Below are 17,935 nucleotides of genomic sequence, written 5' to 3'. Positions count from 1 at the left end.
GGGGTCTAGCAGTTTCAGGCGGAACGCGCTACCGCGTTCGCGTAACGTTCTCTCAAGCGCTCACGCGCGGGCGGCAGCGGCCCGTTCAGCACGTGGCGTTCCAGGAAATGCGCGGTCAGCCGCAGCCCGTCGGCCACCGCGGCAGGTCCGCCGCCGCCGCGCCCGGCCAGGAAATCGGGCAGGGGAAGCAGACGGTCGCGGTAGGGTTCCCCCACCGAGGCGGTCACGGCACGGCCGGTGCGCGGACTGACATAGGCGAGGTAGTCGTTGGCCCCCGACACCGCGCAGCGGTCGAGGTTGAGGCCGAATCCAAGCTCGGCCAGCAGCCCGATTTCCCATCGCACATAGGTCTCCGCCCAGGCCGGCCCGTCCAGCAGGCCGAACAGGGCGAGCAGCCCGTCGAACAGGGCGGGGTGCGCCTCCCGCTCCGGCAACGCCGCCTCCACCAGCGCGCAGGCGCTGATGAGCGCGGCCAGCGCCTGGGCGTCGTCGAAGAAGTTGGCGGCATAGCCCTTCACCGACTCCAGCGTGAAATGGCCGAGATGCTCGGGCAGCCGGCCGCGCCAGCGGGCATGGACCAGGGTCCCCGGTTCCAGCGTGCCGCGCTGGCGCACCGAGCGTCCGCCCATCACCATCCCGGCATGGCGGCCGTGTTCGCGCGTCAGCACGGTCGCGACGGCGGACCCTTCCCCCTGGGGGCGGGAGGACAGAACGATTCCCTGATCGGACCAATCCATCGGTGCCGGTTTCGGAAGAAGTGGCGAGCTATCCTAATATAGGAAAAAATTTCGTAGAAGGAACCCTCGGCAACCGCGATAACGGCGTGCCTGGAGCATTTATGGTTTCTTCACCAAAATGCCCATACCATCTGACCCTCAACGGTGGGAGGCCCCACCAATCGCTGACCGCCGACAGGTCCGACGAGGGGTCTTGAACACCAACATCGACCGATATCTGCTGGCGGAAAAGGCCGGAACCGAAGGCGTCTGGGATTGGGACCTGCGCAGCGACACGCTGTACCTCTCCCCCCGCTTCAAGGATTTCCTCGGTCTGCCGCCGGGCGATTCCAGCCGCGAATCCAACCGGCCGAACGACTGGCTTTCGCTGGTCCATCCGGAGGACGTCGACTGGCTGCATGCCTCGTTCGAGGCGCAGATGGTCGGGCTGTCCGTCCCCTTCCAGATCGAACACCGCGTCCGCCGCGCCGATGCGTCCGCTGCGGCGAAGCCGCACTGGCGCTGGCTGGTCTGCCGCGGCATGGCGGTGATGGACGATTCGGGTGAGCCGATCCGGCTGGTCGGGTCGGTCGCCGACATCACCGACCGCAAGCATGCCGAACAGGAGCTGCGCCGCAGCGAGGAACGCTATGCGCTCGCCGCCGCGGCCAGCAACGACGGGCTTTACGACTGGGACTTGGTCACCGACCGCGTCTATTACTCGCCGCGCTGGGCCTCGCTTCTCGGGCTGTCGCCGGCGGACCTGACCGACGAGCCGCAGGAGTGGCTGGGCCGCATCCTTGCGGCCGACCGCGCCATCCTGACCGATGCGATGGCTTCCCTCGGCCGGGCGGAGCCCGAATCGGAAACCGGGGCGGAGGCGGCCTTCCAGGTCGAATACCGCATGCGCAACGCCGCCGGTGCGATCCGCTGGATGGCCTGTCGCGGCATCGCCGTTCTGGACGCCGCCGGCAAACCGATCCGCCTCGTCGGCAGCCAGGCCGACGTGACCGACCGCAAGACCGCCGAACAGCGCCTGCGCCAGAGCGAGGAGCGCTACGCCCTCGCCGCCGCCGGGGCCGCCGACGGGCTGTGGGACTGGCACATCGACAGCGGCGAGGTCTATTACTCGCCGCGCTGGAAGGCGATGCTCGGCTTCGAGGAGGCGGAGATCGCCGGCTCCGTCGACGAATGGTTCAATCGGGTTCTGCCGGGCGACCTCGACGGGCTGCGCACCGCGATCGGCCTGCACCTGGTTGGCGAACGTCCGCACCTGCAGCAGGAGTTCCGCATCCGCGGCAAGGGCGGACAGGAGATGTGGATGCTGGTGCGCGGGCTGGCCGTCCGCAACGACAAGGGCTTTGCGGTCCGCATGGCCGGCTCGATGACCGACATCACGGCGCGCAAGAAGGCCGAACAGCAGATCCTGTTCAACGCCGTTCACGACAGCATGACCGGCCTGCCGAACCGCACGCTTCTGCTGGACCGCATCGGGCAGGCGCTCGACCGCAACCGCCGTGCCGGCTCCCGTCCCTTCGCCACCATCATCATCGACCTCGACCGCTTCAAGGCGATCAACGACGCGCTCGGCACCAGCGCCGGCGACCGCATGCTGCGCATCGTCGCCGAGCGGCTGGACGTCAGCCGCCGCGTCGGCGATACGCTGGCCCGCCTGTCCGCCGACGAGTTCGCCGTGCTGGTGGACGAGATGGACGATGCTGGTGACGCGCTGGAGGCGGCGGAGCGGATGGCCCGCGCCATCTCGCGGCCCGTCACGCTGGCCGAGGGGCACGACGTGGTGCTGACCGCCTCCATCGGCGTGGCCTTGAGCCAGACCGGCTACGAGCGGGCGGAGGACATGTTGCGCGACGCCAGCCTCGCCATGTACCGCGCCAAGAGCGGCGGGCGGGCGCGCATCGACGTGTTCGACGCCAATCTGCGCCGGCAGGCGATGGCCGCGATGCGCATGGAGGCCGACCTGCGCGCCGCGCTGGAGCAGGGGCAGCTCTGCCTGTATTACCAGCCCATCGTCCTGCTGGAGACCGGTGCCATCGCCGGCTTCGAGGCGCTGATGCGGTGGAACCACCCGGACCGCGGTCTGGTGTCTCCGTTGGAGTTCATCCCGCTGGCCGAGGAAACCGGGCTGATCGCGCCGATGGGCCGCTGGGCGCTGGGACAGGCGGTGCGGCAGCTGGCGGCGTGGCAGGCGCGTTTCTCCAGACCCGTGCCGCTGTTCATGAGCGTCAACGTCTCCACCCGACAGTTCCGTGACGACGACATCGTCGGGGCCGTGCGCGACCTGCTGGACGCGGTGCCGATCCCGCCGTCCAGCCTGAAGCTGGAACTGACCGAAAGCCTGCTGGTCCAGGATCCGGACGAATGCCGGATGCTGATGCAGAGCCTGCGCGACATGGACGTGCGGCTGTCGATCGACGATTTCGGCACCGGCTATTCGTCGCTGGCCTATCTGCACAAGCTGCCGGTGGATGTGCTGAAGATCGACCGCAGCTTCGTCCGCGCGGTGTCGACAGGGGAGGGCAACGCCGCCATCGTCCAGGTCATCGCCGGGCTTGCCACCATTTTGCGGCTGGATTGCGTGGCGGAAGGGGTGGAAACGGCGGACGAAGCGGTGTATCTGCGCGGTCTGTGCCAATACGCCCAAGGCTACCACTTCGCCCGTCCCGCCCTGCCGGAAGCGGTGGAGCGGCTTCTGGCCGCGGAGGACGAGCACATCGCCCTGCCAGCACCGGCGTAGAGCCGCTGCGAGCCGTTGTTATTTGGAGTTTCCGTGATGTCCGACCGCACCTGCGGTGAATGCACCCTGTGCTGCAAGCTGATGGGTGTGCCCGAGCTGAAGAAGCCCTCCGCCAAGTGGTGCGCCTCCTGCGACCAGGGCAAAGGCTGCTCGATCTACGAGGAGCGGCCGCAATCCTGCCGGAACTTCCAGTGCTTCTGGCTGATGGACGAGAATTTCCCCGACGAGTTCCGTCCCGACCGCATCCACGCGCTGGCCGCCTTCAACGACGTGAAGGACAGCTGCGTCCTGCATGTCGATCCCGCCAAGCCGCGCGCCATGGGCAGCCCGGAGGTGCAGGCGCTGACCGATGCGTTGCTGAAGGTCTACTCGAAGGTGTTTTTCCTCTGCGGCAAGGAAAGCGCGATGATGCAGCGCTGAGGGGGGCAGGGGGCGTTGCTGCGCGGAAGTCCGCCCCCCGCTTCTGTTACCGTTGAAGGCCGCTGTTGTGTACGTTCACCGCATCCTCGATGCCGACCGCCAGCATGCGGGCGACGCAGTCGTATCCGGCGTCGTTCCCATGGACGCCGTCCGGCCCGATCAGGTCGGCCATGGTCATCCCACGGGTCTCCACCAGCGACCGCATCACGTCATAGCGGTGGAAGAGTCCGACGCGGTTGTCGGCGGCGATTCCGGCGATGCGGGTCAGCATCGGGGCGACGCCGGTCTTTTCCAGCATCTTCGGGGCGTATTGCAGGTCCATCAGCACCACGTCGATCCCGGCGGCGCGCAGCCGCGCCACGCCTTGGCGGACCGACCGCTCGCTCAAGGACTGGTCGCCGTCGCGCAGCACCGTGTTCGCACCCACCTGCCAGATCACCAGATCGGGCTTGGCTGCCAGCGCGTCGGCCTCGATCCGCTTTTCGGTCTGGTCGTCGGTCTCGCCGTTGATCCCGCGGTTCAGGACCGCGATGTCGGCGTTGCGGAACCGCTCGCTCAGGTAATGGTCGAGCCGGGCCGGATAGGCCTTGTCCGGCGCACTCGCCCCCGCCCCGGCGGTGGAGGAGGAGCCGATGGCGACGATGCGGATCGGCACGCCCGTCGCGATGCGTTGCGACAGTTGCGTCAGCGGGATCGAAAGGGCGGACGCGCCCCGCGGAAGCTGGCAATTGGCGGATGCCGCGGACTCTGCTGCCTGGGCCGGAACGGAAACGGCCAGGTTGGCGATGGTCAGAGTGGCGATCAGCGACAGGATGCGGACGGCGGACGGCAGGACAGACCTCAATTGCTCGCTCCGGTGCGCCGGCCGATCGACAGAGGGTCGATCATCGTCGCGACGCTTTGTGCCAGCAATTGTCCGATGCATTGGTGAACGAATTCATAAGAACGCCGTTTCGCTTCGTCCGATTCGTCGGCGAAATCGACCCGGCCGTCCTCCACCCAATGCCGCATGATGTCGTAGCGGGGGAAGTGAAAGACGTCGGAACTCTGGGACAGCCAGGACATGTAGGACACGTAGGGGGCGAAGTCGATCAGCTGCGCGGTGTGCATGCTGTACTGCATGTCCATGATGACGATGTCGGCGCCGCGGCGCTGAACCTCGGCGATGCCCGACTGCAGCGCCGTGCCGAAACTTTCCAGATCCAGGCTGCGCATGGCGTCGACCGTGCCGGTCTGCCAGACGACCAGCGCCGGCCGCTGGTCCTCCACCGCCTGTGTCAGCGGGGCGACCATTGCCGGGGCCGCTTCGCCGGGAAGGCTCAGCACGGCGGTGCTGACCTCGCGGCCGGGCAGGCGGCGCTTCAATTCGCTTTCAAGCCGGGCGGGATAGCCGACGATGCCGGGCTTGGGCGGGGATTTCGCGGAATGGACGACCAGCACCGACAGGGGCCGGCCGGCGGCCAGTTGCGCCGACACCCGCGGCAGACCACTGCCGGGAGCGAGGATGGACTCCGGCACGGTACAGGCGGGGTCGACGGACGGTGCGGCGGATTGGTCCGCCAGGACGCGATCGGGCGAAACGAACAGCACTGCCGCCAGCAGGATCGCCGTGACGGTCAGCAATCGCCGTCCCCGCCTTTGCCCCTGCCTTCGCGCCATGCACCCCTCATGTGCCCATCTTCGTTGTGGCCGGAACCCGGTGGCGCCGCGCCCGTTCTGCCGACTGGTACCAGTTCAGGAAGCGCGCCATCAGCACCATCGTGGCGATGCCCAGCACCGTAACAAGGAACTGGGCGGAAAGCGAGCCGCTGACATGCACAAGCACCGTCTGGCCGGCGAAGGACAGCAGAACGCCCAGGCAGAACACATGCAGCGACTGCTTCCCGCAGGCGAGCAGCGGGGCGGCCAGCGGTCCGCGCAGCCAGGACGCCCCCGCCGGCACCAGCCACAGCACCAGATAGGCCAGTGCGAAGAAATGCAGCAAACGCAGCGGGTCGAGGTCGGTCTTGCTGATGGGATAGAGGATCTCCGTCAGCCACACCGGGATCAGTGCGTGCAGCGGGGCGAATTTCCAGGACAACGTCAGGAACAGGCTGCCCAGCAGGACGGCCCCGGCGGCGACCGCCACCGGCCGGCGGACGCGGGTCAGCGTCGTCCGAAGATCCGGTTGGAACTGCAGTGACGCCCCCAGCACGAACAGGAACTGCCAGGTGAAGGGATTGAAGTACCAGACGCCGCCATCCGGATATGTCGGCAGGTTCCACCCCCACTGACGCGCCGCCAGATAGAGCACCGCCGATCCCGCCAGCACCCCCAGCGGCATGCGGCGCAGGGCCGGCAGGACGAGTGCGAAGGCCAGCAGAAGCACGATGTAGAGCGGCAGCACATCGAGGTTGGCCGGCCGGAATTTCAGCAGGATGGCCTGGGTCAGGGCGGTGACCGGGTCCTGGAAATAGCCGGCGATGCCCATCTCCTCCGCGAACAGCGGACTGTCGAAGGCGCGGGCGGTGTAGGCGATCTGCGCGGTGTAGGCGAAGAACAGGATGATGTAGGTGGCGTACAGCGTCCAGCAGCGGTGGAGCACCTGTGCCGCCGCCATCGGCATTCCCTGCCGGTCCAGCGTCCGGCCATAGACCAGGGCTGCGGTGTAGCCGGAGATGAAGACGAAGATCTCGGTGGCGTCGCTCAGCCCGAAATTCCGCGGCGTGGCCCACGAGATCTGGTTGGCCGGAATGTGGTTCACGAAGATGAACCACAGGGCCAGACCGCGGAAGAAGTCCAGCCGCAGGTCGCGCGCCGCCGTCTCGTTCCCGCTGTCCGCCAAAGTCGCGTTTTTCATGGCCGCGCCCCTCATGGCCGTTCAACCCGCAAGTGTCTGCTCCGCCCTCATCAACAATTCAGCCGGGCCCGGTTCCCGGGGCGCGCCTTGCAAAAGATGGGGGTGCGGGCGCCGGAGTCGAGACACTAAGCGCCGAATGGGTCGGGAATGGGGTTGGGCCGTCGTCGGGGCCAATGGTTGAATGGAACCCGCGGCTTCGCGCCGCAGCCTTAAACCTCTGAAATACAGACCTCAATTCCCGTTCGCACTTGATCCGGACCGTTTGCTTCCTGCATAATCCGGACAGCAAAAGAAAGCTGGGGCGGATCGGCCGGAAGGCCGGCGGCAATCCCGGATGGACGGGAGGAAACGCACACCAACGCCGGGGAACCGCGGGACCGGACGGGATCGCCTTGCGCAGGCGCCCTCCGCTCCCGCGGTTCCCCGCGGTGCGACGTCCGGGCTGGTCGAGCGTGCATCCCACTCATTCCCGCTTTCCCCGCTCACCCGGTTTCGTCCTGTCCTGTGAAGGACCGGGCCTTGACGGGTGCGGCCCGGCCGCCCCCAGCGCGGGGGCTCTGCCGGTCCGGCGACAAGAACTCATAACTCATAACGAGAATGGACAAGGGAGCTTCTGGATGAAACGTCGTGCATTTCTGACCTCCGCCGGTGTGGGCGTCGCCGCCAGCACGCTTGCCGCCCCCGCCATCGCCCAGTCCGCGCCCGAGATCAAGTGGCGCTGCGCCTCCAGCTTCCCCAAGAGCCTCGACACCATCTATGGCGGTGCGGAGTTCGTGGCGAAGCGCGTGGCCGAGCTGACGGACGGCAAGTTCCAGATCCGCGTCTTCGCGGCTGGCGAAATCGTTCCGGCGCTCCAGGTTCTGGACGCGGTGAAGGACAACACCATCGAGTGCGGCCACACCGTCTCCTACTATTACGTCGGCAAGGATCCGACCTTCGCCTTCGATGCGGCGATGCCGTTCGGCCTGAACGCCCGCCAGCAGAACGCCTGGATGACCCATGGCGGCGGCAAGGAGCTGATGGCGGAGTTCTTCGCCGGCCACAACCTCGTCGCCATCGGCGCCGGCAACACCGGAACCCAGATGGGCGGCTGGTTCCGCAAGGAAATCAAGACGGTCGAGGATCTGAAGGGCCTGAAGTTCCGCATCGGCGGCTATGCCGGCACCATCATGGCCAAGCTCGGCGTCGTGCCGCAGCAGATCGGCGGCGGCGACATCTATCCGGCGCTGGAAAAGGGCACCATCGACGGCGCCGAGTTCGTCGGCCCCTATGACGACGAGAAGCTCGGCTTCCAGAAGGTCGCGAAATACTATTATTATCCCGGCTGGTGGGAAGGCGGCCCGCAGGTCTCCATGCTGTTCGGCAAGGAGAAGTTCGAATCGCTGCCGCCCACCTACAAGGCGGCGCTGCAAGCGGCCTGCGCCGACGCGACGCTGGACATGCTGGGCAAGTACGACGTCCAGAACATGACCGCGCTGAAGCGCCTCGTCGCCAGCGGCACCCAGCTGCGCCCCTTCCCGAACGAGGTGATGCAGGCCTGCTATCAGGCGGCCATCGAGGTCTACGAGGACGAAGCGGCGAAGAACGAGAAGTTCCGCAAGATCTACGACGCGTGGAAGAAGTTCCGCGAGGAAGAGTATCTGTGGTTCCGCGTCGCCGAATACAGCTTCGACCGCTTCGTCTATGCGGCGCCGCCGCTTGAGAAGAAGAAGTAAGCGTCTGCTGGGAGGGGGTGGATTTCCACCTCCTCCCGGGCGAGACCTAGAGTCTGTTTGATGCTTATTGAAGCGCCAGACAGACTCTAGGCTTTTGGCCTTCCGTGTGATTCACGCTTCAAGCGATTCCGCTTGAACCGATCACACTCTAGACCTCGATCACCAGCCCATCATATGCCGGCTCGACCCCCTCCGGCAGAATCCGCCGCAGGCTATCGTAGTCCATGCTGTTGTCCATGTGGGTCAGATAGGCCCGCCGCGGCTGCACCCGCTCGATCCATTCCAGCGTCAGCGCCAGATGCGCATGCACGGGATGCGGCGGCTCCAGCCGGCCGCAATCGACCACCCAGGTGTCGATCCCCGCCAGCGCCTCGAACGCCCGGTCGTCCAGCCGCACCACGTCGGTCGAATAGGCAAAGCTGCCGAACCGGTAGCCGACCGTCCGCATATAGCCGTGGTCCTGCTCGAACGGCGCGATCTCCATCCCCTTGACGCTGAACGGTCCGTTAATGCGGTGGGTGTTCAACACCGGTCGGTAGAAGGGATAGCCCTCCGGCAGCGGATCGAAGCAGTAGGGGAAGCGCAGCTCGATGTCGCGCAGATGCTCGTCCCAGCCATAGGCGTCGATCGGCGCATGCATGTGGCGGCAGATCTCGCGCAGCTCGTCGATGCCGTGGCAATGGTCGGCATGCTGGTGCGTCCACAACACGGCGTCCAGCCGCGCGCAGCCGCTGTCCAGCAGCTGCTGACGCAGGTCGGGGGAGGTATCGACCAGCACCGATACACCGTCCCGCTCGACCAGGACCGACGGGCGCATGCGCCGGTTTTTCGGGTTGGCGGGGTCGCAGCGGCCCCACTGGCCGCCGGGCACACCGGCGATCGCCGGCACGCCGCGCGATCCGCCGCAGCCAAGGACGGTTACGCGCGCAGCGCCGGGTGATGCGCCGGCTTCACTCATGCAGCGGCCTTGTGCTGGGCGGCTTTGTCGAACAGGCGGAAGAAGTTGTCGGTGGTGACGCGGGCCAGTTCCTCCGCCGAGACGCCCTTCACCTCTGCCACGCAGGCCGCTGTGTGGGCGACATAGGCAGGCTCGTTGCGCTTGCCGCGGAAGGGGATCGGCGCCAGATAGGGCGCGTCCGTCTCCACCAGGATGCGGTCGAGCGGCACGTCCTTCACGATGGCACGCAGCTCCTCCGACTTCTTGAAGGTGACGATCCCCGACAGCGACAGGGTGAAGCCGTACTCCACCGCCTCCTCCGCCAGCGCCCGGCCGGAGCTGAAGCAGTGCAGCAGCCCCTTTACCGGCTGGCCGGCCGCTTCCTCCTTGACGATGCGCATGGTGTCGTCGTCGGCGTCGCGGGTGTGGATGATCAGTGGCAGGCCGGTCTCCAGGCTGGCGCGGATGTGCCGGCGGAAACACTCCTGCTGCTGGTCGCGCGGGCTCTTGTCGTAGAAATAGTCGAGCCCGGTCTCGCCCAGCCCGATCACCTTGGGATGGTGCGACAGCTCGACCAGCGTGTCGACGGTGGTGATGGCGAACTCCTCCGCCGCCTGATGGGGATGGACCCCCACCGTGCAGAGGATGTCGTCGTAGCGTTCCGCCACCGCCAGGATGCGGTCGAAGCGGCTGATGTAGGTGCAGATGGTGACCATCCGCCCGATGCCAGCCTGCTGGGCGCGGTCGACGACCGCATCCAGCTCTTCGGCGAAATCGGGGAAGTCGAGATGGCAATGGCTGTCGACGAGCATACTGGGAACTCAGACTTTCGGTTCTTCGACATAGCGCGGGAAGACGCCCTGCGGCGTCGGCAGCGGCGTGCCGGCGGCCAGCGCCCCGGACGGACCCAGATTGCCGAATCCACGCGCATCCGGACCCAGCGCCAGCAGGTCGAGGATCTTGGCGGAGGCGTCAGGCATCACCGGCTGGGTCAGGATCGCCAGATGGCGGATCGTCTCGGCCAGTACATAGAGCACGGTCGCCATGCGCGCCGGGTCGGTCTTCTTCAGCGCCCACGGCGCCTGTTCGTCGACATAGCGGTTGGCGTCGCCGACCACGGCCCAGATGGCGTCGAGCGCCTTGTGGAAGGCCTGCGCCCTGATCTCAGCCCGGACGATGTCGAGCATGCCGTAGGCCGAGCCCAGCAGGGCGTTGTCGGCCTCGGTGAACGCACCCGGCGTCGGCACGGCGGCGCCGCAGTTCTTGCCGATCATCGACAGGACGCGCTGCACCAGATTGCCGTAATCGTTGGCGAGGTTGCCGTTGATCCGGTTGACCATCTGCTTGTGCGAGAAGTCGCCGTCGTTTCCGAACGGCACTTCGCGCAGCAGGAAATAGCGGGTCTGGTCGAGACCGTAGGTGTTGACCAGCGAGTCCGGAGCGATGACGTTGCCCAGCGACTTCGACATCTTCTGGCCTTCGATGGTCCACCAGCCATGGGCGAACACGCGGCGGGGGGGCTGCAGGCCGGCGGCCATCAGGAAGGCCGGCCAGTAGACGGCGTGGAAACGCAGGATGTCCTTGCCGACCATGTGCAGGTCGGCCGGCCAGTATTTGGCATAGTCGCCGGTGGTGTCGGGATAGCCGACGGCGGTGATGTAGTTCGCCAGCGCGTCGAGCCAGACATACATGATGTGGGCGTCGTCGCCCGGCACCGGGATGCCCCACTTGAAGGTGGTGCGGCTGACCGACAAATCCTTCAGGCCTGACTTGACGAAGGACATCACCTCGTTGCGCTTGCCGGCCGGCGCGATGAAATCGGGGTTCTGCTCGTAGAACTCGATCAGCCGGTCCTGCCAGGCCGAGAGCTTGAAGAAGTAGGACGGCTCCTCGACCCATTCGCACTCGGCGCCGGTCGGGGCGATCTTCTTGCCCTCGGCATTGGTGGTCAGCTCGTCCTCGCCATAGAAGGCTTCGTCGCGGACCGAATACCAGCCGGCGTAGGAGCCGAGATAGATCTCGCCGCGATCCTTCAGAACCGTCCACAGCGCCTGCACCGACTTGACGTGCCGCGGCTCGGTGGTGCGGATGAAGTCGTCGTTGGAATAATTCATCAGCGACACGAGATCGCGGAAGTTCTGCGACACCCGGTCGGTGAAGTCCTGCGGCGCGATGCCGGCCTTCTCCGCCGACTTCTCCACCTTCTGGCCATGCTCGTCGGTGCCGGTCAGGAACTTCACGTCATAGCCGTCGAGGCGCATGAACCGGGCGAGGACGTCGCAGGCAAGCGTCGTGTAGGCGTGGCCGATGTGCGGCACGTCGTTCACGTAATAGATCGGCGTCGTCAGGTAAAAGGTCTTCGGCCCGGCCATTTGCGGCACTTTCTTTCAAGTCAGGTTCAACCGGCAGGTTCTGAAATAACCCTAGGCGGCTGCCGTTTCCAGCGCCGACAGGGCGTTCAGGACCACCTGCTTGCGGTCCAGGTTTGCGGATTCCGCGCGCGCGAAAAGACGCTGAACCTTTTCCCACACCTCCACCCAACGTTCAAGACCGCGGGCGTTCGCCAATCGGGTCATCAGGGCGGCCTCGCCCGGCACCACCTCTGCCGGCCAGGAGCCGCGGGCGAGCGAGCGGGCGAAGCGGGCGAGCCACCAGACCAGCAGCTCGGTCGCCGTCTCGAACATTCCGTCATCTTGGCGGCGGGTCAGCTTGTCCCCGAAGGCATGCGCCGCGACGATGTCGATGCGCGGAAGGTCGGACAGCAGCCCGATCATCTCGCGGTAGAGCGCCAGCCCACCCGCGTCGGCAAGATCGATGGCGCGGCCGACGCTGCCCTCCGACAGGCGGGCCAGCGCCGGGCGGTCGTCGGCGGCGATATCGGGCCGGTGCTGGCCCAGCAGGTCGATCACCGTGTCTTCGGCCAGCGGCTTCAGCGTCAGCTTGCGGCAGCGCGAGCGGATGGTCGGCAGCATGCCGCCGGGATTGTCGCTGACGAGCAGCAGCAGGGCGCCGGGCGGCGGTTCCTCCAGGATCTTCAGGATGGCGTTCAGGCCGCTGAGATTCATGCGGTCGGCGCCGTCGATCACCGCGACGCGCCAGCCGCCTTCCGCCGAGGTCCGACGCAGGAAGGGGCCGATCTTGCGCACGTCGTCGACGGCGATGTCCCGCTTCAGCCGGCCTTTCTTCTCGTCGCGCTGGCGTTCGATGGTCAGCATGTCGGCATGCCCGCCCGACGCCACCCGGCGGAACACCGGATGGTTGGGACCGATGTGCAGCGAGGTGACTGGAGCCGCGCCACCCAGGGAGTCACCGAACAGGCTGTCGCCGGGCGGCTCCTGGGCCAGGACGAATCGGGCGAAGCGGAAGGCCAGCGTCGCCTTGCCGATGCCCGGGGTGCCGCCGATCAGCCAGGCATGCGGCAGCCGGCCGGAGTTCCAGGCCTCCAGCAGCAGCCGTTCGGCCTCGTCATGCCCGACGAGGTCCGGGTTGCGCCGTGGGGCGAGCGCCTCGTCCGCGGCGGGGCCCGCCGGGGCCGGGGTGCGTGCCTTGCTCACGACGTCTGCCCCTGGGCCAGCCCCAGCCGGCCGGCGACGGTGTCCCAGATGCGCGCCTGCACGGTATCGAGGTCGGCGTCGGCATCCACCACGGCGCAGCGCTCCGGCTCCTGCCGGGCGATGTCGAGGAAGCCGTCGCGCAGCCGCTGGTGGAAGCCGATGTCCATCCGCTCATAGCGGTCCTCACCGCCATGGCGCGCCACGGCGCGGCGCAGGCCGGTTTCCACGTCGATGTCGAGGATCAGCGTCAGGTCGGGACGGAAGCCGCCGAGCGCCGCCGTCTGCAAGGTCTCGACCAGATCGCGCCCCAGCCCCAGCCCATAGCCCTGATAGGCCATGGTGCTGTCGAAGAAGCGGTCGCACAGCACCCAGCTTCCAGTCTCCAGCGCCGGCCACACCGTGCGCTCCAGATGGTCGCGGCGGGCGGCAGTGTGCAGCAGGGCCTCGGTGGTCGCGCTCCAGCGGCCGGTCTCGCCGGTCACCAGCAGGCCGCGGATCTCCTCCGCGCCGGGCGATCCGCCCGGCTCCCGCGTCGTCACAAGCTCGACGTCGCGGGCGCGCAGGGAGACGCGCAAGCTGTCCGCCAGACGGCGCAGCTGCGTCGACTTGCCGGCCCCTTCGCCGCCTTCCAGAGTGATGAAGCGGCCGCGCTTGGCGGAAGGAGCCGGGGCGGTCAGCATCGTCGTCACGGTCACAGGCTGTTGCCGAAGACGAGATACTTGGCGGCGGCGAAGGCGCGGCCGAACATGCCGGCCTTCGGCACGTCCTGGGCGGCCACCACCGGCACCTCCTTGCCCGGGAAGCCGGGGGCGGAGATCACCAGCTTGCCGACCGTGTCGCCCTTCTTGATCGGCGCGGCGACCGGGGCGTTGCTGACCAGCGATACCTTCATGCCGGAGCGGTCGGCGCGGGCCATGGTGACGCTCAGGTTCTGCGGCACGGCGACCGGCACCATGTCCTGCTCGCCCAGCCAGACCGGCACCTGCTCGATGGTCTCCCCACCCTTGTAGAGGGTGTAGGAGGCGAATTCGCGGAAGCCCCACTCGATCAGCCGGGCCGATTCGTCGGCGCGCGCCTGCATGTTCGGCAGGCCGTTGACCACCAGCAGCAGTCGGCGCCCGTCGCGCTCGCCCGACGCGGTCAGGCCGTAACCGCCGGCGTCGGTGTGGCCGGTCTTCAGCCCGTCGACATTCATGTTGCGGTAGAGCAGCGGGTTGCGGTTGCCCTGGGTGATGCCGTGATACTTGAATTCCCGGATTGAATCGTACTTGTAGAATTCGGGAAAGTCCTTGATCAGCCGTTCGGCCAGAAGCGCCAGATCGCGGGCGGTCATATAATGGTTGGGATCGGGCCAGCCGGTGGAATTGGCGAAGTTGCTGTTCTTCAGCCCCAACTCCTTCGCGCGCTTGGTCGCCTGTTCGGCGAAGGACTGCTCCGACCCTGCCAGCCCCTCGGCCAGCACGATGCAGGCGTCGTTGCCGGACTGGACGATCATGCCCTTCAGCAGGTCGTCGACCTTGATGTTGTTGTGAAGCTCGACGAACATCTTCGAGCCCTGCATCCGCCAAGCCCGCTCGCTGACCGGCAGGGTGCTCTCCAGCGTCAGGCGGCCGCCCTTGATCGCCTCGAACACCATGTAGGCGGTCATGATCTTGCTCATCGACGAGGGCGCCATGCGCTCGTCGGCGTTCTTCTCGAACAGCACGGTGTCAGAGGTCAGATCGACAAGGATCGCCTGCTTGGCGATGGTGTCGAGGGTCGCGGCCTGGACCGAGACCGCGGTGAAGCCGGCGCCAATCGTGGCCCCGGCCATCGCTATTCCGGCCGCGACAGCAACGGAACGGCCGAAAACGGCACACAGGCGGACGACAACAGCGTTCATGGCAACAATCCTCCAAGGGCACTCGGTACAGGCATAGGGTCGCCGGCGCTCATAGGGAACGCCGGGGGTGGTGTCGGGTGGCCGGATCAATCCACCACGATTTTGGCCTCCGTAAGGCCGGCCTGGATGATCTGGTTCAACAGGGTATCCGCCCTGTCGACGCTGTCCAGCGGTCCGACGCGGACGCGGTGCAGGGTCAGGCCGGCGGTCCGCGTCTGGCTGACGCTGGCGCGTTGGCCGATGGACGACAGGCGGGCGCGGGCCTTCGCCACATTCTCCTCGCTGCCGAAGGCGCCGACCTGCACATAGATGGCCTCCTGCGCCTTCACCGGCAATTGCGCCACCACCGGGGCCGGCACGAAGCGGCCCTCCGCCATGCTGCCGGCGACGGTGGCCGGCGGCGGGATCGGCGCGCCGACCACCGCCGGGCGGGGCGCACCGGTGGAGGCGGCGAGAGTCGTCGCCGGTCCGGATGGGCCGCTCACCTCGATCCGGCCGCGCGGGGCTGCCTTCGGCGGCGGGCCGTCGACCTCGGCCAGCAGCGGGGCGGGCGTACCCTGGCGCGCGGCAGCGGCGATGGCCCGGCTTTCTTCCGCCAGGATCTGCACGCGCACTTTGGCGGTGCCGGGACCGTCGAAGCCCAGCAGCTGGGCGCCGCGCCGCGACATGTCGATGATGCGGCCGTTGGCGTAGGGGCCGCGGTCGTTGACCCGCACGACGATGGACCGGCCGTTGTCGAGATTGGTGACCCGCACCAGGCTCGGCATCGGCAGCGTCTTGTGCGCGGCGGTCAGCTCGTTCTGGTCGTAGATCTCGCCGTTGGCTGTGTTTTTCTCATGGAAGCCGGGGCCGTACCATGAGGCGATGCCGGTCTCGTCGTAGCTGAAATCTTCCTTGGGGTAGTACCAGACGCCGTTGATCTGGTAGGGCTTTCCCACCTTGTAGACGCCGCTGGTGGGAAGGCCCGGGCCGGTGCCGGTGGGCTTCTGCGCGCAGGCGGCGAGCGCTGCCACGCCGACCAGCACGACGACCCTGCTCACCCCGCGCCAGCGACGCATCCGCCAATTTCCTTCTTTCCTGACCCGCCCCCACCACCAGGGCGGCGGCACTCTAGCGGGTTGCCATCGCCGCGCCAATGGCTCGAACGCGGCGGCGGTACGATGACACAGCCCGCACAAGGGTCGAACCGTCAGGGGGCGGGGAACAGGCTTTCGGTGCGGCCCATCAGCCAATAGGCGGTCAGCCCGATCCACTCGCGCACAGCGTCGTCCAGGATCACCAGATTCTGCCCAAACTCGAAGCGCAGCCAGGGCGTAGCGTCATGCTTGGTGCGGTAGTCGACGGGGTAGGGGGTCACCTCCCACCCGATGGCGCGGAAGATGCCGACCGACCGCGGCATGTGCATGGCCGAGGTGACGAGGACCCAGCGTTCGCCCGGCGCCGGCTTGACCATCTCCTTGCTGAAGACCGCATTTTCCCAGGTGTTGCGCGATTCCGTCTCGTAGAGCACCCGCTCGGCGGGGACGCCGGCCTGGAGCAGGGCGGCGCGGGCGGTCACATCCTCCTTCAGGTCCGGCGCCAGCAGCCGGCCTGATCCGCCGGTGAAGACGGCCTTGGCCTCCGGATAACGGCGGACGAGGTCGGCGAAGCCGAGGATCCGCTCGGCCGCATCGTTCAGCGACGGGTCGCCGCGGTCGGCGGTGATCGGCGGATTTTGGGCGCCGCCCAGCATGATGATGCCGTCGATCCGCCCCTCCGGCTCCGCTCGTGGGAAGCGGTTCTCCAGCGGCAGGGCGACCAGCGCGCCGAGACCGGTGTACATGACCAGCAGAAGCACCACCGCCGCCAGCGTGACCAGCCGCCGTCCGGCACCCTGCCAGCGCCGCGTCCGCAGCAGCAGTGCGCCCAGCGCCACCGCCAGCACCAGGGCATTGCCGGGCGCAAAGACGCCCCACAGCAGCTTCGACAGGATGAAGGACATCGCCGGCAGGCTCACGATGGTGGACGGGAGGGCGGACCATAAGCGCGGCGGTCGGGGCAGGGCAACCGCGCCGGCCCCGCGCTGCCGTCAGCCACCGACCGGCGTGCACAGCTCCACCAGCGTGCCGTCGGGGCAGCGGATGAAGGATACCGTCTGCCCCCACGGCATGGCTTTCGGCGGCGCCAGTTCGCTGGCGCCGGCAGCGAGCGCCGTGGCGTGCGCCGCCTCCACGTCGCCGGTGACCAGCGCGATCTCGACGCCCAGCGGCTTCTCGCTGGCGCTGGCGAAGACATAGCCGGCGGGGTGGTGCGACAGCGCCAGTTCCTGGCTGGCGAAGGACAGGGTGGTGGAGCCGGTGTCCAGCTCGCCATAGTCGCCCGTTTCGGCGAGGAAGCGGCGGCTCAGCCCGAACGCCTTTTCGAAGAAGGCCAGCGACGCCGCGACGTCGGGAACATAGAGGATCGTGTAGCCGAACTTCATGGAGGCTCTCGCTGGTTATGGGTTTCGGGCGCTGGACCCTATCACTCTCCGGCGCGGCGGTATCCCCATACCGACGCCGGCGGCAGATTTCGCAGGGTGAAGCCCAGCCGCTTCCCGGTTAGCCCCAGCGCCTCGCGGTTCAGGGGCGAATGCGGCATGAAGCTGTAGAGCAGGAAGCGCCCGCCCGGCCGCAGGATGCGGAAGGTGGCGTCCAGCACCTCGCGCTGGAACTCCAGCGGGAAGGTGATCATCGGGATGCCGATCACCACCGTGCCGACCTTGCCGCACAGTGCCTCGCCCAGCAGTTCCGGCGCCTTGCGGCAGTCTTCGGCAATGACGGTGACGGCCGGGCAGCGGGCGCGCAGATGGCGGGCAAGGTCCGGGGCGACCTCGAAGCTGTAGAGCCGGTCGGCCGGGATGCCGGCCTCCAGCATCGCCGCGGTGATGGGGCCGGTGCCGCCGCCGAACTCCACCACCGCCTCGTCGGATTCGCGCCGAATCTCGCGGGTGATGCGGCGGCGTAGCGCCTGGGAAGAGGGGGCGACGGACCCCATCGCCCAGGGATCGGCCAGCCAGCGGCGGAAGAACAGCCAGGACTCGGAAAGCGTGGCGGATGCCGTTTCGGTCATGTGGGCCTCCCTGGATCGGGACGACCT

17 protein-coding genes are annotated in these 17,935 nt (G+C 67.6%); 3 read left to right on the top strand and 14 right to left on the bottom strand.

Annotated features, from left to right (window positions below; translation table 11 throughout):
• Window positions 1–14: 14 nt before the first annotated feature.
• Window positions 15–737 (bottom strand): DNA repair protein RecO, encoded by a 723-nt coding sequence (recO, locus tag GBZ48_RS20810; protein WP_174472743.1) that lies wholly within the window; start codon window positions 735–737, stop codon window positions 15–17.
• 193 nt (window positions 738–930) lie between these two features.
• Here recO and GBZ48_RS20805 point away from each other — a divergent pair, with 193 nt between their 5' ends.
• Entirely contained in the window at window positions 931–3,471 is a 2,541-nt protein-coding gene (locus GBZ48_RS20805) for a sensor domain-containing protein (protein ID WP_246307352.1), read from the top strand.
• Window positions 3,472–3,507: 36 nt separating this feature from the next.
• Entirely contained in the window at window positions 3,508–3,891 is a 384-nt protein-coding gene (locus GBZ48_RS20800) for a hypothetical protein (RefSeq protein ID WP_109096859.1), read from the top strand.
• A gap of 46 nt (window positions 3,892–3,937) precedes the next feature.
• On the opposite strand, the gene GBZ48_RS20795 is transcribed toward GBZ48_RS20800, so the two are convergent.
• The 3 genes from GBZ48_RS20795 to GBZ48_RS20785 are packed head-to-tail and all read right to left on the bottom strand — an operon-like array spanning window position 3,938 to window position 6,730.
• Window positions 3,938–4,735, bottom strand: coding sequence for an SGNH/GDSL hydrolase family protein (locus GBZ48_RS20795; RefSeq protein ID WP_246307351.1), 798 nt, complete (start codon window positions 4,733–4,735; stop codon window positions 3,938–3,940).
• A complete protein-coding gene (locus GBZ48_RS20790) occupies window positions 4,732–5,514 on the bottom strand; it encodes an SGNH/GDSL hydrolase family protein (protein WP_174472741.1) in 783 nt (260 codons plus the stop codon). Before GBZ48_RS20790 ends, GBZ48_RS20795 begins: the two co-directional genes overlap by 4 nt.
• A gap of 43 nt (window positions 5,515–5,557) precedes the next feature.
• Window positions 5,558–6,730, bottom strand: a complete 1,173-nt coding sequence (locus GBZ48_RS20785) for an OpgC family protein (RefSeq protein ID WP_174472740.1) — start codon at window positions 6,728–6,730, stop codon at window positions 5,558–5,560.
• 617 nt (window positions 6,731–7,347) lie between these two features.
• On the opposite strand from GBZ48_RS20785, the gene GBZ48_RS20780 reads away from it, so the two are divergent.
• Complete coding sequence (locus GBZ48_RS20780; RefSeq protein WP_174472739.1) at window positions 7,348–8,445, top strand: TRAP transporter substrate-binding protein; 1,098 nt, start codon at window positions 7,348–7,350, stop codon at window positions 8,443–8,445.
• Window positions 8,446–8,593: 148 nt separating this feature from the next.
• On the opposite strand, the gene GBZ48_RS20775 is transcribed toward GBZ48_RS20780, so the two are convergent.
• From GBZ48_RS20775 to GBZ48_RS20730, 10 genes are all read right to left on the bottom strand, one after another.
• Window positions 8,594–9,403, bottom strand: a complete 810-nt coding sequence (locus GBZ48_RS20775; protein WP_174472738.1) for an MBL fold metallo-hydrolase — start codon at window positions 9,401–9,403, stop codon at window positions 8,594–8,596.
• Window positions 9,400–10,194 carry a TatD family hydrolase gene (locus GBZ48_RS20770; protein WP_174472737.1) on the bottom strand — a complete coding sequence of 265 codons (795 nt, stop codon included), beginning with the start codon at window positions 10,192–10,194 and terminating at the stop codon, window positions 9,400–9,402. The genes GBZ48_RS20775 and GBZ48_RS20770 overlap by 4 nt, the downstream gene beginning before the upstream one ends.
• Before the next feature lie 9 nt (window positions 10,195–10,203).
• Complete coding sequence (gene metG / locus GBZ48_RS20765) at window positions 10,204–11,754, bottom strand: methionine--tRNA ligase (RefSeq protein WP_174472736.1); 1,551 nt, start codon at window positions 11,752–11,754, stop codon at window positions 10,204–10,206.
• 51 nt (window positions 11,755–11,805) lie between these two features.
• Complete coding sequence (locus tag GBZ48_RS20760; protein ID WP_174472735.1) at window positions 11,806–12,936, bottom strand: DNA polymerase III subunit delta'; 1,131 nt, start codon at window positions 12,934–12,936, stop codon at window positions 11,806–11,808.
• Window positions 12,933–13,616: a dTMP kinase gene (gene tmk / locus GBZ48_RS20755; RefSeq protein WP_174472776.1), complete on the bottom strand. Its 684-nt coding sequence runs from the start codon at window positions 13,614–13,616 to the stop codon at window positions 12,933–12,935. Before tmk ends, GBZ48_RS20760 begins: the two co-directional genes overlap by 4 nt.
• Before the next feature lie 11 nt (window positions 13,617–13,627).
• Complete coding sequence (locus GBZ48_RS20750) at window positions 13,628–14,818, bottom strand: D-alanyl-D-alanine carboxypeptidase family protein (protein WP_174472734.1); 1,191 nt, start codon at window positions 14,816–14,818, stop codon at window positions 13,628–13,630.
• Window positions 14,819–14,904: 86 nt separating this feature from the next.
• A complete protein-coding gene (locus GBZ48_RS20745) occupies window positions 14,905–15,876 on the bottom strand; it encodes a septal ring lytic transglycosylase RlpA family protein (RefSeq protein ID WP_174472733.1) in 972 nt (323 codons plus the stop codon).
• Between the two features lie 131 nt (window positions 15,877–16,007).
• Window positions 16,008–16,799 carry a YdcF family protein gene (locus GBZ48_RS20740; RefSeq protein WP_174472732.1) on the bottom strand — a complete coding sequence of 264 codons (792 nt, stop codon included), beginning with the start codon at window positions 16,797–16,799 and terminating at the stop codon, window positions 16,008–16,010.
• Between the two features lie 87 nt (window positions 16,800–16,886).
• Window positions 16,887–17,279 carry a VOC family protein gene (locus GBZ48_RS20735; RefSeq protein ID WP_109047818.1) on the bottom strand — a complete coding sequence of 131 codons (393 nt, stop codon included), beginning with the start codon at window positions 17,277–17,279 and terminating at the stop codon, window positions 16,887–16,889.
• Window positions 17,280–17,320: 41 nt separating this feature from the next.
• Window positions 17,321–17,908 carry a class I SAM-dependent methyltransferase gene (locus GBZ48_RS20730; RefSeq protein WP_174472731.1) on the bottom strand — a complete coding sequence of 196 codons (588 nt, stop codon included), beginning with the start codon at window positions 17,906–17,908 and terminating at the stop codon, window positions 17,321–17,323.
• Between the last annotated feature and the right edge of the window lie 27 nt (window positions 17,909–17,935).

This window comes from Azospirillum melinis, assembly GCF_013340935.1.
GTDB classification, from domain to species: domain Bacteria; phylum Pseudomonadota; class Alphaproteobacteria; order Azospirillales; family Azospirillaceae; genus Azospirillum; species Azospirillum melinis.
The sequence above is the reverse complement of the archived record's forward strand: the minus strand, read 5'-3'. Positions and strand labels throughout refer to the sequence as shown.